Origin of the sequence: Cohnella silvisoli (assembly GCF_021190915.1) — a bacterium.
Taxonomy (GTDB): domain Bacteria; phylum Bacillota; class Bacilli; order Paenibacillales; family Paenibacillaceae; genus Cohnella; species Cohnella silvisoli.
On the sequence record NZ_JAIOAP010000024.1, the window covers coordinates 53317 to 70099 of the forward strand.

Consider the following 16783-nt stretch of genomic DNA (forward strand, 5'->3'; position numbering starts at 1 on the left):
GAAATTAATCGCTGCCATGCCGATGATTGCACGGAACGATAATCGGGCATGCTATAACCAGGGAGGCGATTAACGATGGATAGCACGGAATATTTGAAGTACGTGACGGAGCGGGTCGTTAGTTACATGGAAAGTCCTGCCGAAGTTGACGATCAAGACAACAAGCCGCATAAGAAACTTAGCCGAGAGCCTTGGCTTACGCGCTGGTTCGGAGTGCTTCCAATGGGTTTTATGATGTGGTGGGGAAATAGGATGGACAAAAAGAACAGAACACACCCCGAGGTGCGTTCCGTGAATTCGTCCCATTATCGATAAAATAGGCCTTTGCCCAATAAAACGCTTAGCGGGATAAAACGTGTTCCTTCCATATCGATGGCAAGATCCATACGACCGTTCGACCAACGCTGGTATCCGATTACGGGTACGGCATATAACATGGCGTCGCCGAACGGTTCCGTTACATAGCGCAGATGTTGCTTGTTGTTCAGGCGACTCTGCAGCTTTTTGGCGTCTTTCGCGGGAAAAGGGGCTTCTTTGGTGAGCCAAGGAAGCCTTTCGTAGGCGTCGAAGAGCTCATTAAGCTTAAGACTATCAACGCTTGATCCCTCTTTCGTGCCCCTATATAATGTCTGTTTAGACTCCGGGAACTTTTTACTCCAAGTTACATGATCTACCGGTAATAGCTCGGCCGTTTTGGCGTCCAACCAATACGTTTCCTCGCCGATTTTCACTTCCCAAGCTGCGGCGAAGGGATGGACGTAATGCATGACGGCCGTGAAGAGCCGGGTTTGATCCTCGGATATCAGTCCGTTGTCGATCAAGGAATGCTTGAGCAGCTGATGGGAGAAGAGACTATACGGCCCAACTCCATATTCGCCTAACCGGAACGAGCCGTCCGTTACGGCATGCACGACCATGTAGCCGATGTCTTTGCCTTCCTTGCTGAACAAGACGAGCCAACTATGCGTACCCGGTCCGAGCGCTTCGATCTGCGGATCGACGGTTTGCCATGCCGCGAACGGCTTCTGTTCCGCCAGCCGGCTGACCCATTCGTCGACTTGCCGCTCCAGCTTGGAGGGGAGCTGGACTTTCAAGGTTGGCGTGGCAAAAGCTTGCAAGGGGAAGGAACTTGCTACGACAATCAGCAGTATTGCTAATGGAACGATTAGTCTTATTCGTACGCTTATTGGACGAGTTATCATGTGCCTCACCTGCAATTTGGTTGGAATGGGGGGTGGAACGTTGCATTGGAACGTCGCATTTCCGTTTTATTGTAATGGACAAGCTATGCCAAGGCTGTTAGAACCTGTCGGCACATGTTGGCCTGCCAGGTTCTAATTTTGCCGAGTAAACTCGTTATTACACCTTCCGGCACCTAATGAATGCCGGGGAGGTGAAAAATTCCGCAGTTTATGACGGACACGGATATTCTGGGACGGTACTGCCAATCGATTTCCGCTTCTCTTTGTTTGAAGCGGGCGGTTAGCGTTTCCTTCATTTCTTTCTGATTATCATGTCCCATCCCCTCAAGCATCGGTTTATAATATTGCCTGATCCGGTCAAGCTCGTCTTGTCTCCGCTTCTCCGCTTCCACCGCCCAGGTGAAGTCGGTATTTTTTAGCTTGCGCTCCAACGTTAATTCGAGTTGGGACATTCCTTTGCGTAGGGATATGCCGTTTTTTAGCAGATGAACGTTCGAAGGGAGGCGTGGAGAGAGCTTCCTGTCCTTCAGTCTTTCCATAAACTTATCATCAATGACGCCGGTGGCCAGAGAGATACCCCAACCATAGAGCTCTTCGCGCTTCATGTCGCACTCGTATGCGACCTTAAAATTGACCCCGAGCCAAGCGGTGTACGGCTGGGAGCCTAGGGGATCGATTTTGCCGCGCGGAGGCTCTTCGAACAACGTGACGTTCCTGCCGTCCTGACGGACGGCTTCGAATAGCTGATGCAGCCGTCTTGATCCATAATAAACATCCTCCTGAACGATTCTTCCCGCTTCCGTCATGACGTAGGAAACAGGCGAAGCATTGGACCGATCGGACATGGAAGGACTCTCGAACGACCATCCGAAAGTCAAAGTCTCCGGCTCCGTATCCGTGCGATCGATGAAACTCCAATAATAGGGGCGATTCGTTAATGCTCGATCCGCTGCGGGTGATAACTTTACGACAACCCGATTCGGACTCTTTTCTATTAAATGGCAGCCTGTGGAATCCAAATAGGAAAGGACGAACTTCTGGATTTGTTTGGTATTCATGGTTTATTCTCCTGGTGCAACCGATTTTTCGTCGCAATAAGCGTATCCCCCAGCCCATCGATGCGTCTGCGCAATTCCTCGCCATCCGTGGATTCGAGCACCAATTGGGCTAATCTGCGCTCCAGCGACTCCTCTTTTTCAAATTGTTGAATGATCTCGTCAAGCTCGCCAATGACCAGTTCGAACATATTGATTTTCTCGTGCAGCAGGTGTACGATATGTTCTTCGATCGTTCCGAGTGTGCATAAATTGAAGATTTGAACGTCCTCCGTCTGGCCTAATCGGTGAACTCTGCCGATCCGTTGCTCAACCCGCATCGGATTCCAGGGGAGGTCGAAATTAATGACATGGTGACAGAATTGCAGGTTGATGCCCTCGCCTCCGGCTTCGGTCGCGACCATGACCTGTGCGCGTCTTCGGAAAAGATCCATCATCCAATCTTTCTTGCCTCGGTTCATTCCGCCCCGGTAAGGAACGGCTGAAAGACCGTGCTCCTTGAAAAATTTAAGCAAATACTCTTGGGTCGCGCGGTATTCCGTAAATACGATCACCTTGTCGTCCATGCTCTGCACGAGCTTCATCGTTTTCTCCGCTTTCGTATTCGCCTTAATGCTCTTGATTAGCTCGACGAGCTCCCAGATGCGGGCACGCAGCGGTGAATCCTCCGATGTCTTCTTGAACAGATTAATAAGCGTGAGGAAAACGGCATCGCGGCTGGAGCAAACTTCGCGCTGAAGCGTTACGAGCGACAGCATACTCGTAATATCGCCGCTTTCCGCATGCGCGTGTTTACGAACGTAATCGGTAACCCCGTCGTACAGCGCCATTTCGTCGGGAGAAAGGCGCAGCGGAACGTTCGTCACGAAACGCTTCGTGAATTCGACGCCGCCGTCGCTGCGGCGATTGCGGATCATGACCTGGGCTAGGGCTTCGTGGAGCATGGATTCGTTTTTGGGTATACGACGGTCGGCAACGAAATTCGCCGCGAAGTCGCCTTCTCCTCCGAGTTGGCCGGGTTTAAGCAGGGTAATAAGGTTGTAGAGCTCCGACAAATCGTTTTGGACAGGAGTAGCGGTCAGCAGGAGACAATATTTTTTGCGAAGCTCATTAATGAACTGGTAATTTCCCGTCTTCTTGTTCTTAAGCTTGTGAGCCTCATCCACGATAAGCAGATCGAATTCGTTATCAAGCAGCATTTCGCGGTGAGGGTCACGTTTCGCGGTGTCCATGGAAGCTACGACGATATCGTTGTTCCAGGTATAAGCTTTGCGCTGCGCGACCGCGGGAATGTCAAACTTGCTATTGAGCTCGCGAACCCATTGAAGCACTAATGAAGCGGGAACGAGAATGAGCACTTTTTTCACTAAGCCCCGAATGAGGTATTCCTTGAGAATAAGGCCGGCTTCGATCGTCTTCCCGAGTCCGACCTCGTCGGCCAGAATGGCGCGGCCCCGCATCTCGTGAAGCACTTTGCGTGCAGTGTCCACTTGATGGGGAAGCGGGTCGAAGTGGGGGAGCAGAGAGAGACATTGCAAGGCATGAAAATCGGATACGAGAGAAACTTCTTCCGACTCTATGGCTAGCTGGTACATAGCCCAATCGTCCCATGGGCCGTTACGTTCCACGCGACGTTCTAATTCTTCGAAATTTCCACGTTCGACATGCATGTCCACCAACGGGTGAAGCTTGCGCGGTGCCGCATCCGCTGACAAACCGGATGACGATCTGAACGGAGCGAATGTCCCTTCACCGGAATCTTGCGCTTTGGCGGCAGGTTCAGGTGACGGATGAATAGCGGGTAAAGCCGCAACGGGGGGGACAGCGGGAGTAGAGAATGGGATTTGCAACAGAAGTTCCTCCTGGGCGATAACTTGGCCGTCTGCATTCAGAGGGATTAAGTTTCGCAAGGTAATATAACTATCGTACTAGGGTGCCATACTTTAGTATGAGCAAACGCAGGACTTTCAAAACAATACTCGGAAAAGCGAATATAATCCTTATAAATCGAGGTTGTTCTCGCTCTTTCGTCAGATTTCGATTTCCATGCTTTATGTCCTATGGAAACACCATATCTGGTGTAGTATAATGGTAAACGCACACAATATATTGTACAATTTACATACACCAAAAAAGTGTTGCGAGCCGTGGGTCAACAGCCATATTAATATGAAGTTCGGGAGGCGTCCGGATTGAAAACGATGCAGGCGAGACGGTTGGAAGGGTTAAGCGAGAAAATATTTTTGGATCGTTATGCTTGGAAAAATGCCGATACGAATGGTACGAAAGTAGGAGATGTCGTCCTCGTGCTTACGAAGGATGACCCTAAGTTTCCTGCCAAAGACGTCGGAGAAGTCGTTAAGCGCGAAGGACAGAACGTAACCGTAAAGCTGCGAAACGGCGATTTAGTGCAATCCACCGTCGAGAAGCTTACGTTAACTATTGAGAAAACTCCGGAGGAAATGTGGACGCGGCTCGCTAACGCGATGTCTTCCGTGGAACAGTCCCCCGAGAAGCAGAAAGAATGGTCCGAGAAGTTCCGTTGGTTGTTAGACGACTGGAAGCTCGTACCGGGCGGCCGGATTGCGGCAGGAGCAGGCGCTAGCGATGAGCTGACGTTATTTAACTGCTACGTTATCCCGTCCCCTCATGATAGCCGCGGCGGCATCATGCAGACATTATCCGAGATGACGGAAATTATGGCGCGCGGCGGCGGAGTCGGCATTAACTTGTCCTCCTTGCGCCCTCGCCGATCGATCGTCAAAGGCGTGAACGGTTCATCCAGCGGTGCTGTCTCCTGGGGCGGATTATTCAGCTATACGACCGGCTTGATTGAGCAAGGCGGCAGCCGTCGCGGAGCGTTGATGCTCATGATTAACGACTGGCATCCCGATGTCGAGGATTTTATCACCGTCAAGCAGACGATGGGACAAGTAACGAACGCTAATCTGTCCGTGTGCGTGAGCAATGCCTTCATGAAAGCCGTCAAAGAGGATTTGGATTGGGATTTGGTGTTCCCGGATTCCAAGGATCCCGAATACGACGTAATATGGGACGGCGACTTGGACAAGTGGAAGAAGCTTGGCAAGAACATCATTCACTATCGTACGGTTCGCGCGCGCGACGTGTGGAAGAGCATTATCGAGGGCGCTTGGAAGTCTGCCGAGCCGGGCGTCGTCTTCATGGAATACTACAATCAAATGTCCAACAGCTGGTACTTTAACCCGATAATTTGTACAAACCCGTGTGGTAAGGTAGCCTAGTTTGCCTCACGTTAAAAATCGCGGAATGAAGCGGGAAGGCTGAGAAGCTAATCCGAACCGAAGGCCGGAGTTAAATATCCGGTCAGGGGCAGAGCATAGACGGTGAACCTGCAGTTGTGCAGAATATAATCCGTCCACGAGGCCGCGACACATCTAACTTACAGATGTGAAAAGATATGCCGACCTAACGGGAAATGAACCGTTAGAACTACCGGATAAAAAGCCGGTAGGATAACAACACTGGAACAAGGTTTACCTGCTTGGGGTGTCTGCAACTTATCTGCTATCAACTTGTCCAAGTTCTATGATGCTGAGAAACATGATGTGGCATGGGATGAACTTGCTCGGGTAGTTCGTTACTCCACTCGTTTCTTGGATAACGTTATCGATACAACGCCTTACCACTTCCCGGAGAATGAGAAGAACCAGAAAAACGAGCGTCGTGTAGGTCTCGGAACGATGGGACTTGCGGAATTGATGATCCATCTTGAAGTCCGTTACGGCAGCCCGGAAAGCATGGAATTCCTTGATAAACTGTACGGTTTCATGGCACGCGAAGCATATCTTGCGTCTACGGAAATCGCGGCTGAGAAAGGTTCCTTCCCTGCCTTTGATCTGGAGCCGTTCATGCAAAGCGGATTTATGAAAAATATGGTCGAGGTGTATCCGGAAGTCGGCGATGCGATTGCGAAGCGCGGCATGCGCAACGTAACCGTTATCACCCAAGCGCCTACGGGCTCGACAGGTACGATGGTCGGGACTTCAACAGGTATTGAACCGTATTTTGCGTTCGAATTTTTCCGTCAGAGCCGGCTTGGCTATGACAAACAATATGTGCCGATCGCGCAGGAATGGCAGGATGCTCATCCCGGAGAAGCGCTTCCGGAATGGTTCGTTACCTCGATGGATCTATCCGCTAAGGATCATATCCGCGCGCAAGCCGCCATTCAGCGCTGGGTGGATAGTTCTATTTCTAAAACAGCGAACTGTCCTGCCGACTTCACGGTCGAAGAGACGGCTGAACTGTACGAGATGGCGTTCGAGCTCGGCTGCAAAGGGGTAACGATCTACCGTGACGGCAGTCGGGACGTTCAAGTTCTTAGCACGACATCCAAGGACGAGAAGAAGGAAGAAGCGAAGGCAGTGGCGGTTGAGGAGGTGACCGCGTCTGCTGCACCAATTGCAGTTGCGGAAGCAAGCCCAGTGGAAACGCTGAATGCGGCGCTTAACGTAAGCGTCACTCCAGAGCAGAAGCAAGTGTTCGACAAACAGTATAAGAGCCGTCCGAAAGTGTTGCGCGGCGCGACTTATAAATACAATACGCCGTTCGGCATGGCGTATATTACCGTTAACGACATCGACGGCACGCCGGGAGAAATTTTCCTGAACGTCGGCAAAGCCGGATCCGACGTCTTCGCTATGGCGGAAGCGCTCGGCCGAGTATGCTCGCTGTTCCTGCGGTATGGCGATCATGGCAATAAAGTTCAGCTTCTCGTCAAGCATCTCAAAGGCATCGGCGGATCCGGCGCGGTGGGCTTCGGCCCGAACCGGGTCGAGTCCATTGCGGACGCGGTATCCCAAGCTCTCGAGACGCATGCGGGCATCATGGATAATGAGCACGCCGCAGCAGAGGAAACTCCTATCGCGGCATCTAGTTACCCGATCGTTACGGAGAAAACCAAATTCACTTACACCTCGAAGGATCTTTGTCCATCCTGCGGGTCGGCATCCTTGCTGAATGTAGAGGGATGCAAAACTTGCGGGAACTGCGGTTATAGTAAGTGTTCGTAAACGCATAGTATGCATGATTCTGTATAAAAATAAGATGAGTGGCGCGAAGATTGGAACTTCGCCCCACTCATTTTTTCATTTTCAGCTAACGGATTAGAGTGATTGAAGGAGTAAGGATGCGAACGCCGGCTTGCGGAACAGCCTCTTGTTTATTCACACAAATAGCAACGAGGGCGGAACAAGGATGAATCCTAGTTCCGCTTTTTTACGTGGAGCAGACAATCCTCTTCTAGCTAGCCATCCTCTCTGAGGTAAGGAAAATCGCAAATTGTACGATTTCGATGATATTCCAGATTTTCTTAGTAATAGCCAATTTTCTTAATTGTGAGACCGCCCGAGATCGATTACGCTGAAGCCCCGGGGAAAAGAAAAGTAAGCCAGCTCGATAACCATTCGCTTGCAGAGAGGAGTCGTGATGAGGAGCGAGGGCAATATGCTGCCCCAACGTTGCATGTCGCTGCTCACTGCGGCCTGCTTATCGGAGACGCTAGTGAAAAAGCTACGAACCAAATGATCAATTTTCATAGGAGGAATGTGTGATGTCGTTGAACAGAAGAACGATATTTCTTGCGCTCGCGTTCTTGTTGGCACTGCCCGCGATAATGTTGAACTCGGCCAAGGTGGCGAATGCCGCTTTGCCGGTCATCGGGGAGACGATTGCGTTAAAGGCGCTCTCGAACAACAATTACGTGTGCGCGGACAATTCGGGCAACGATCCGCTCATCGCGAACCGCGCGACGGCGGGCGTCTGGGAGCAATTCGTCGTGCGCGATGCCGGCGGAGGATTGTACGCATTACAGGCGAACGCTAACGGTAAGTACGTCTCCAAGCAGACGAACAATTTGCTGATTGCGAGTGCCGCCGCGATCGGGGCGAACGAGAAGTTCCAGATCATTGACGCCGGAGGCAGCAATATTTATATCAAATCCAACGCGAACAATCTCTATGTCGATGCAGACATTTCTCCTACTTTGCCTATGATTGCCGACCGGACGAATGCCGGACCATGGGAGACGTTCCAGAAGGTCGTCGTTTCCTCCCCGCAGCCTCAGGGGCCGCATTACCTGGGCGTTACTTTCGGATTTTCCGACCTGACGCTGAATGGAGGGCCTTACACGAACCAGGGCAATCAGATATTCAATCTGCCCTTGTTCAAGAGCACGGGAGACGAAGCGAAATTCTGGGATAATTACGTCGAGGAGTTGGTTACCTCGGGGGTCGATTTCGTGGCGCCGACGATTCGGGGTTATCTGGATCCGGCGCTTCCCGCAAATAGCGGCGGAGATACGAGGAAGCTCAGCGGACTCGTGGCCGCGATCAATCGGAGAGGAGTGGCCGGTCAACTGAAGATCAGCGCGCTGGACGATACGCCGGCATCGATGACCGACAAGAAAAACGCGTTTAAGCACGGGACGGGCGGCTATTCGCCTCCATTTGACGTGGGCGACGCGAACGGCACGGGCGAAGGCGGGTACAAGTACATCTGGGACAACAATCTGCGCGCGTTTTTCCAAGCTGTTCCGGACAGCATGAGGTTTAAGATCGACGGTCGTCCGGTTATTTACGAATGGGCGATGGGAGACTTCGCCTTCACGAATCAAGGCAACGGGAATCTGAAGAAAATGGTCGATTACATCCGAACGCGGGCACAAGCGGAATTCGGAGTGAATCCGTATTTGATCGTCGATCAGTCCTGGATCAGCGAAGATCCGACCGTAGCGCCCGTCGTAGACGGGGTGCATTCGTGGTTCCCCGTGCCGGGAGGCCGATCGGTCACCGCGTTTAACGGCAAGAACTTCGGCGTCGCGGTTCCTTCCTTCCGCTTCTGGGTCGGCTCGACCAATATGAATATCGATCCTAACCATGGACTAACGTTTATCGACAATCTGAACGCGACCGTGCCTAACAGCTTGGTCACGCTTGTCGAGGGCCATTCCGACTGGGAAGAGAACGCGGCGATGTGGCGAGGAAGGGAAGGGTCTTACGCGACGACCAAATACGATTATCCGAACCAAATGATCAATATTCTGCGGAAGTTTTCCGGTAATCCTTTCCCTGCCGCCCTTCGGATTGAAGCCGAGAGCGCGGATGCATATTACGACACGACGACCGGCAGCGCGACCGGAGGCATCTACCGAGACGGCAACATGGATGTCGAGACGACGCCGGATTCCGGCGGAGGTTGGGATGTCGGGCATACGGCGGCCGGCGAATGGCTGGAGTGGAAGGAAGTGCCGCTACAGGGGACGGTCACGTTGAAAGTACGGGTGGCGTCGACTACGGCGGGCAATAGAGTGCGCTTCGTCATCGACGGTAACGCTGGCGCGACGATCACCGTGCCGAACACCGGCGCATGGCAGACTTATCAGACCGTGAACGCGGGGACGTTCACGTTCGCCAGCGGGTCCTATCATACGGTGCGCTTGGAGATTCTAGACGGCGGAATCAATCTGAACTATTGGACGAATTGACCAAGATCGGATAGGAAACAACCGCGGCTCTCGCCTTCCCGCAGAGTCGCGGTTGTTTGACTGTTGTCAAACTCGGAAGAATGCTCTAATATTTTATGCAAACGTTAATTCAATGTTTGGAGAAGAGGTAGGACGATGTCGGTTACGATCAAAGACATAGCGGCTGAGCTTGGAATATCCGCGACGACGGTGTCCCGTTCGCTCAAGGACGACGTGCGGATTACGAAGGAAGTCCGGGAGCGGGTAAAGAAGTTGGCGAGGAAAATGGGATATCGACCGAATCTGATGGCGAAGAGTCTCGTGAGCAACCGGACGGAAACGATCGGGTTTCTGGTCGATAACCTGAGTTGGTCGTTCTTCAGCGAGCTCGCGGAGTGCGTGCAGAACGCGGCGGAGAAGCACGGCTATTCCGTATTCATCTACAGCAGCCAGAAGAACGCGGAGCGGGAGCGCGCGGGCGTGGAAAGCTTCCTGTCCCGCGGTATCGACGGATTGCTGATATTCGCGACGGAAGCGAAGGAGAACGAGGATTTCTACGGCGAGCTGGCCGAAATGTCTATTCCGGTTGCGTATTTCAACCATTTCGATCCGATGAACGTGAATTGCGTCACGACCGACGATTACGACGGAGCGCGCAAGGCGATGAAGCATCTGAAAGAACTGGGACATCGCAAAGTCGGATATATCGGCTCCCGGGAGGATAGCTCCTTTAAACGCCAGAGGCTGGCAGCCTACCTGGACGCGGTGGCCGACTACGGCTGGGATATCGTGCCGGAATGGGTCGCGCTGCAAGAGGACGATCCCCTCTACGGTTACAGGGCGGCGAAAGAATGGCTCTCCAGCGGAGGGGACAAACCGTCTGCGATATTCGCCCAGAACGACATGCTCGCGTTCGGAGTATGCAGGGCTGTCGCAGAACTAGGGCTGCGCGTGCCGCAGGACGTCTCGGTCATCGGGTACGACGATCTCGACATGTGCATGTCGCTGCATCCGCCGCTAACGACGGTGAAAATACCGTTAAAACAGCTTGCGGAGTCGGCAATTCGATTTTTGGTCGAGCGCATCGGGACCGAAAAGTCGGAGGACGACGTTCGGCTGAAGACGACCTTCAGCCCGAATCTCGTCATTCGTCAATCGACGGCCCGTTACGAAGGATGATTTTGCTGGATTGAAGCGTTCATAACGACTTAGCGGGTTCCGGGCTTTTTGACATGTCGAATCGAAGACGTAAAGGAGCGATTTCGCCTTTTAAGTCTTTTTTATTTTCTTTGCAAAAGTGGATTGACAGAACCATCCATCATAAAATATATTATTTATGCGAACGTTCGCATAAAGTAGATTAGCTATTGTAAGCGCTAATTTATTAATTTCTGAATTAACGTTATTTCGATCCTTGTTAATGTTTGCCAATGAAAAGGAGGAAACCGATTGAGCGCAGCGACTATCCGCGTAGCCGTCCTAGGCTTGCACAACCATTACCACATTTACCCGATGGCTCATTACATTTCGCAAGGTACGGTTCCCGTTATCGAGTGGGCGGGCGTATACGATGAACGAACGCTCCAAGCGGAACAGTTCGCCGCCAAGTACGGACTTACGCAAACCTATTCTTCGAAGGAAGCGCTATTCGCCGACCCGACCGTCGACGCCGTACTCGTCATGAGCGATACGGGTTCGCACGAGGAAGACGTACTGCTGTGCGCTAAACACGGCAAGCATATTCTCCTCGATAAGCCGATCTCTATTACGGTCGCTCAAGCCGAACGCATGGTCCGGGCCGCGGAAGAAGCGAACGTGATTTTCATGATGGCGTACTTGATCCGTTATCTGCCATCCTACGTCAAAGCCCGCAGATTGATCGAGCAGGGCGTTATCGGCAAACCGCTTACGATGAAAATCTCGATCCGTTGCCCGCTGTACTTCATCACCGATTCACCGGATACGAAGGAGCCCGGCTGGTACGTCGAGCCGAAGCGCGGAGGTTACGGAGGCTTTAACGATCATGGCATCCATTACGCGGACATTATGCGATACTTGCTCGGCAGCGAGCCGGTAAGCGTGTTCGGCCAAGTCGCCAAGCTGAAGCATCGCGAGCTTGAAGTCGACGACTACGGCGTATGCGTCGTGACGATGGATCAAGGGGAAATCGTTACGATCGAGAGCACCTGGCATGCCCCGGGTTGGTACGCGCCGATGATCAGCCAAGAAGAATGCCTCATCGTCGGCACCGAGGGGGAAATTCAAATCCATTATCAGAAAAGCCCCCAGTTAGAAGTGTCCGGCAACGGAATCAATGGCCGCGAGTACTTCGATTGGCAAGGAGACGATCGGTACGAAATCTGTTACAAGGAATGCCTGCTGGATTTCGTCGAGGTCGTCCAAGGCAACAAACCGGTGTCGGTCGGGGGCCGCGACGGGCTTAAGGCGCTAAGAGTAATCGAAGGCGCTTACCGTTCATCCGACGAAGGCGTCCTCATTCCAATCAACTCTAACTAACAGGAGGAAAGTCACGATGAATCAAATACGAATCGGCATCATCGGAGCGGGGAGAATTTCCCACGTCATGGCGCAAGCCCACTCGCAGGTTCCCGAGACGAAACTTCACGGCGTCTTCGATGTCGTGAGAGCTTCCTCGGAATTCCTTGCTCGCAAATTCGATATCCCGCACGTGTTCGACAGTTACGAAGCGATGCTGGCCTCCGAAGAGATCGATGCCGTGCTCGTCTGCACGCCGACGTTCCTGCACGAGCAGATCGTGATCGACGCGGCGAACGCGGGCAAGCATATTTTCTGCCAGAAGCCGATGGCGCTTACCCTCGAGCAATGCGAGCGCATGAACGAAGCGGCTACCCATAACGGCGTCATTCTGCAGGTCGGCTTCATGATCCGGTTTACCCCTCCGTTCGTCGAGGTGAAGGAACGTCTCGATAGCGGAGAGATCGGCGACGTCATCGCGATCCGCTCGGCCGTGTTCGGTTGGGAGCCGACGGCGGATTGGTTCTATGACCCTGCGCAAGGTGGAGGCATTCTCATCGATACGATCATCCACACCTTCGACCTGTACCGCTGGTACGCGGGGGAAGTCGAGACGATCTACGCCGACGGTGGAGCCTACGTCTTCGAAGGCGCCCGCAAGCACGGAACGCCGGACAATATCATGTGCTCGCTGAAGTTCAAGAACGGCGCGATGGGAAGCATCTACGGTAGCTGGTCCAGCGGCTATGGAGACAAGACGCTAGAGATTTACGGCACTAAAGGCTCCTTCTTTATCGATCTGATGGAGGCGCAAGGCGGGCGTGCGTTTATTAAGAAAAACAATGAGAACCCTTCGCCTGCGGAAGGCTGGAACAATCTCGGAGTCCTCTGGAAGTTCGGTTACCAGCAGGAAGCGCGGCATTTCACCCACAGCATTCTCGGGCGCGTCGAGCCATCGGCGACGGGAACCGATGCGGTCGAGGCGCAGAAGCTGGCGATGCTCGCTGATCGGTCCATGCGCTCGTCACAGCCGCTGAAAGTATAGGGAGGGGATGCACGCATGATTGGAGTAGGAGTAGTAGGAACGGGTTTCTGGTCGAAAATGACGCATCTGCCCGCATTCGCATCGATAGACGGGTTTGATCTGAAAGCGGTTGCGTCCGGTAATATAGCGAACGCCTACGCGGTGGCCGAACAATATCGCATTCCATCGGTTCACCAGAGTTACTTGGAATTGATTCGGAATCCTGACGTTAGGGTCGTCGATATTTGCACGCCGAACCACCTTCACGCGGACATCGCGATCTCGGCTTTCGCCGAGGGCAAAGACGTCATCTGCATCAAACCGCTTGCGACGACGGTAGAGGATGCGTACCGAATGGTCAACGAAGCGGACAAACGCGGCTGCAAGCTGTATTACGCGGAGAACGTCCCGTTTATCCCCGCGCTGGATAAGCTCAAGGGACTGATCGACTCGGGCCTCTACGGATCGTTGTTCCGCTTCAAAGCTTGCGAAGGCATCGGATCGCTTCATGCTTCTTGGTTCTCGGATCCCGAGCGGGCGGGAGGCGGCTCCATCATCGACATGGCCGTGCACGGATTGTCTTTCCTGCAATGGATGGCTGGCGGCAAGCGAGCGGTCAAGATCCACGCGGAAGCCGGAACGTTCGTCCACCTGCAGAAAGCGGAGGATACGTCGGTCATCGTCATCCGTTACGAAGACGGCTCGATCGGACAGACGGAGGATAGCTGGTCGTTGGCGGGCGGTTACGATTCTCGGTTCGAGGTGTTCGGCACGAAAGGGCATGCGCTAGTCGACCTGCTCTACAGCCATCCGATACGCTCGGTAATCGGAAGCTCCGCGGAAGGCGGAGCGACGGTATCGCAGTTGCATTCGGTCGACGATCATTTCGTGAAGGACGGCCATCTGAACATGATGACCCACTTCCGGGATTGCCTCTTGGACGACGCGATAAGCTGTCGGTCCACCGGAACGCACGGTTACGAGATCATGCAATGGGTCGATGCGGCTTACCGTTCGGTGGAGTCCGGGTTACCCGTTCAACTTACGATTTAGACGAAGGAGGAACAACCCATGACGAAGTTAAAAATAGGCATGATCGGCTACGAACACGTACACGCGGATTTTCGTTCGAAGGCGCTTAGCGAGATGGCGGACGTTCAGATCGTGGCTGTGTCCGACGATAAACCGGCTTTGGCGCATCAAGCCGCCTCCCGTTACGGCGGAGAATATTACGAGGATTACAGAAAGCTGCTCGCGCGCAAAGACATTGATTTCGTCTTCATCCATTCCGCTAACGACGCGCACAAGGAAATGGTGCTCGAGACGGTAGCCGCGGGCAAAAATTTATTCTGCGAGAAGCCGATGGCGACGAGCGCCGCGGATGCGCTGCTGATGACCGAGTCGGTCGAGCGGGCGGGTCTCCGGAATACGCTCGGCTTCGTCAGCCGTTTCATTCCCGAGGCCGAGCGCGCGAAGGAGGTGATCGAGAGCGGATTAATCGGCCGGATGATCGGGCTTAGGGCGGTCATCGGGCTAGCTGGAATCGCCGAGATCGGCTGCCCGGACTATATGGTCGACTGGATGGTCGACCCGGTTCGCGGCGGAGGCGGGGCTTTCATCGACGAAGGAGCGCATGCCATCGACCTGCTGCGTTGGTACGCCGGCGATATCGCGGCGGTGTCCAGCATGACCGCGAACAACGACAAGCCGAAGCTACAAGTGGAGGACAACGCGGTAACGGCATTGCAATTCGCAAGCGGCGCATTAGGAACGCTCAATACGCTGTGGAGCATGCATATCGACGTCGGAATGCGCAACACGCTCGAGTTGTACGGCACCGAAGGTACGATTTCGCTGGAACTGACGAGCAAACATCCTAAGTTGCAAGTGTATTCCGAATTCCTGGGGGGTCAGGCGAACGGAAGCTGGTTCGAGCCCCATATCAAGCCGAAAGCGGCGGAACCCCACGATTACCAGAGCTGGCCGACGCATGCCCAGCACTACAAGCGGGAAGTGACCGACATCATCGCTTGCCTCAGGCATGATCGACCGTTCCGCGCGAGTTTCCGGGACGGTCTGCACGTCGCGCAAGTGACGGAAGCCGGATACGTCTCCGCAAGAGAGAGAAGATGGATCGAGGTTGGATAAGCATGAAGAGCAAGCCAAATAAGGGAGGATAAACAAGATGAGAATCCGCAATCTTCGGTTGGCCTTGGTTTTAGCCCTAATAGTAGGCGTAATATCGGCATGCAGTTCCAATAACGATAACGGCAAGTCGTCCTCGGGCGGGGAGAAAACGACGTTAACCATTTCCCGTTGGGCAGGTCCTCATGCAGACGATCAGAAGGAGCTTCTGAAGCAATTCGAGAAGGAGACGGGAATTACGGTCAAAATGGACGACGTGGACTACGGGCAGCTTCAGCAGAAGCAAACGTTGAACATGTCGACGAAAACCGGGGAGTACGATCTCGTCTGGGCCCAGGAAATCTGGATTCCGGAATATATCAAAGCGGGATATCTGCATCCGATCGACGAATATGTGAGCAACGAAGCCTTGAATCCGGCTGACTTCGATTTTAACGACTACAATCCTAACTTGATCAACATTTTGAAGAGCGACGGCAAATTGTACGGACTGCCGACCTTCATTCAGCTCCCGATCATGGTGTACAACAACGACATGCTGGCCGCCGAAGGGTTAACGGCTCCGAAGACTTGGTCGGAGACGCTGGCGGTCGCCAAGCATTTCCACGACAAAGGGACCGGAATCGCGCTTCCCGCCAAGCAGGGGCAAGCCGCGGTCGATATTTTCTCCTCGTTGGTCCGATCGAATAACGGCAATTACTTCAACGCCGATGGCAAGCTGGACCTGACTAATCCCGCGAACGTGGAAGCGGCGGCATTCTGGAAGGACTTGTCGGCGGTATCGATGAACGGCAGCACGAACTGGCATTTCGACGAGGTGAACAAAGCGGTCCAAGCCGGACAGGCGCCGATCGGCTTCACGATATCCGGTCTTGCCGGACAATTGGAAGACAAGGCGAATTCCTCCGTGGCCGGCAAAATCGGTTATGCGCCGATTCCTTACGGCAAGCAAGCTTTCGGGACGTTGTCGGTATGGAACTGGTGCGTTACGGCGGACAGCAAGCATCCAGAGGAAGCTTACCGGTTGGCAGCATGGCTCACCAGCAAGTCAACCGAGAAACAAATGAGCTTGAAGGACGGCCAGATCGCCGCTCGTCAATCCCTCTTCACCGATGCGGATCTCGTTAAGCAATTCCCGTTCTTCCCGGCAGTCGGCGAATCGCTGAAGCAAGCCGATACGCAGCCGCTGACCGCGGACGCACCGAAACTTATGGAGGCTTTGCAGACTGCGTTATCCGCGTTAGCCGTCGGCAATACGGAGCCGAAAGCCGCCCTGGAGAAGTCGCAACAAGCACTCGCTTCGGTATTTAAGTAGCTCCCGAATACCGATCGCATAACCCGAATCGCTAGCCCCATG

Annotated in this window: 11 protein-coding genes and 2 pseudogenes; 10 read left to right on the forward strand and 3 right to left on the reverse strand. The window is 53.5% G+C overall.

Going from position 1 to position 16783, the window contains the following annotated elements:
- Positions 1-75 precede the first annotated feature (75 nt).
- Positions 76-315, forward strand: a complete 240-nt coding sequence (locus tag K7P76_RS30585; RefSeq protein ID WP_232189896.1) for a YqzE family protein — start codon at positions 76-78, stop codon at positions 313-315.
- Here the strand turns inward: K7P76_RS30585 and K7P76_RS30590 are convergent.
- From K7P76_RS30590 to K7P76_RS30600, 3 genes are all read right to left on the reverse strand, one after another.
- Entirely contained in the window at positions 306-1202 is an 897-nt protein-coding gene (locus tag K7P76_RS30590) for a hypothetical protein (RefSeq protein WP_232189897.1), read from the reverse strand. The genes K7P76_RS30585 and K7P76_RS30590 overlap by 10 nt on opposite strands.
- Positions 1203-1375: 173 nt before the next feature.
- Complete coding sequence (locus K7P76_RS30595) at positions 1376-2260, reverse strand: YqhG family protein (protein WP_232189898.1); 885 nt, start codon at positions 2258-2260, stop codon at positions 1376-1378.
- Positions 2257-3927 (reverse strand): DEAD/DEAH box helicase, encoded by a 1671-nt coding sequence (locus K7P76_RS30600; protein ID WP_232189928.1) that lies wholly within the window; start codon positions 3925-3927, stop codon positions 2257-2259. Before K7P76_RS30600 ends, K7P76_RS30595 begins: the two co-directional genes overlap by 4 nt.
- A gap of 522 nt (positions 3928-4449) precedes the next feature.
- Between K7P76_RS30600 and K7P76_RS30605 the strand changes: the two are divergent.
- The 9 genes and pseudogenes from K7P76_RS30605 to K7P76_RS30645 form a co-directional block, all read left to right on the forward strand.
- A pseudogene (locus K7P76_RS30605) lies at positions 4450-5505 on the forward strand (ribonucleotide reductase barrel domain-containing protein); the annotation flags it as partial.
- Between the two features lie 258 nt (positions 5506-5763).
- Positions 5764-7311, forward strand: a pseudogene (locus tag K7P76_RS30610) (ribonucleotide reductase barrel domain-containing protein); the annotation flags it as partial.
- A gap of 539 nt (positions 7312-7850) precedes the next feature.
- A complete protein-coding gene (locus tag K7P76_RS30615; RefSeq protein WP_232189899.1) occupies positions 7851-9782 on the forward strand; it encodes a DUF5010 domain-containing protein in 1932 nt (643 codons plus the stop codon).
- Positions 9783-9917: 135 nt separating this feature from the next.
- Positions 9918-10940, forward strand: a complete 1023-nt coding sequence (locus K7P76_RS30620; RefSeq protein ID WP_232189900.1) for a LacI family DNA-binding transcriptional regulator — start codon at positions 9918-9920, stop codon at positions 10938-10940.
- Between the two features lie 270 nt (positions 10941-11210).
- Positions 11211-12278 (forward strand): Gfo/Idh/MocA family protein, encoded by a 1068-nt coding sequence (locus tag K7P76_RS30625; RefSeq protein ID WP_232189901.1) that lies wholly within the window; start codon positions 11211-11213, stop codon positions 12276-12278.
- Between the two features lie 16 nt (positions 12279-12294).
- Positions 12295-13302, forward strand: coding sequence for a Gfo/Idh/MocA family protein (locus K7P76_RS30630; protein ID WP_232189902.1), 1008 nt, complete (start codon positions 12295-12297; stop codon positions 13300-13302).
- A gap of 15 nt (positions 13303-13317) precedes the next feature.
- Entirely contained in the window at positions 13318-14334 is a 1017-nt protein-coding gene (locus tag K7P76_RS30635; RefSeq protein ID WP_232189903.1) for a Gfo/Idh/MocA family protein, read from the forward strand.
- Positions 14335-14352: 18 nt separating this feature from the next.
- Positions 14353-15429, forward strand: coding sequence for a Gfo/Idh/MocA family protein (locus K7P76_RS30640; RefSeq protein WP_232189904.1), 1077 nt, complete (start codon positions 14353-14355; stop codon positions 15427-15429).
- A gap of 37 nt (positions 15430-15466) precedes the next feature.
- Positions 15467-16741: an ABC transporter substrate-binding protein gene (locus tag K7P76_RS30645; RefSeq protein WP_232189905.1), complete on the forward strand. Its 1275-nt coding sequence runs from the start codon at positions 15467-15469 to the stop codon at positions 16739-16741.
- Positions 16742-16783 lie beyond the last annotated feature (42 nt).

Bases quoted from the DNA above. Each gene is read 5' to 3' on its own strand.
- K7P76_RS30585 (WP_232189896.1), top strand. From the start codon at position 76: ATGGATAGCACGGAATATTTGAAGTACGTGACGGAGCGGGTCGTTAGT.
- K7P76_RS30590 (WP_232189897.1), bottom strand. From the start codon at position 1,202: ATGATAACTCGTCCAATAAGCGTACGAATAAGACTAATCGTTCCATTA.
- K7P76_RS30595 (WP_232189898.1), bottom strand. From the start codon at position 2,260: ATGAATACCAAACAAATCCAGAAGTTCGTCCTTTCCTATTTGGATTCC.
- K7P76_RS30600 (WP_232189928.1), bottom strand. From the start codon at position 3,927: ATGCATGTCGAACGTGGAAATTTCGAAGAATTAGAACGTCGCGTGGAA.
- K7P76_RS30615 (WP_232189899.1), top strand. From the start codon at position 7,851: ATGTCGTTGAACAGAAGAACGATATTTCTTGCGCTCGCGTTCTTGTTG.
- K7P76_RS30620 (WP_232189900.1), top strand. From the start codon at position 9,918: ATGTCGGTTACGATCAAAGACATAGCGGCTGAGCTTGGAATATCCGCG.
- K7P76_RS30630 (WP_232189902.1), top strand. From the start codon at position 12,295: ATGAATCAAATACGAATCGGCATCATCGGAGCGGGGAGAATTTCCCAC.
- K7P76_RS30635 (WP_232189903.1), top strand. From the start codon at position 13,318: ATGATTGGAGTAGGAGTAGTAGGAACGGGTTTCTGGTCGAAAATGACG.
- K7P76_RS30640 (WP_232189904.1), top strand. From the start codon at position 14,353: ATGACGAAGTTAAAAATAGGCATGATCGGCTACGAACACGTACACGCG.
- K7P76_RS30645 (WP_232189905.1), top strand. From the start codon at position 15,467: ATGAGAATCCGCAATCTTCGGTTGGCCTTGGTTTTAGCCCTAATAGTA.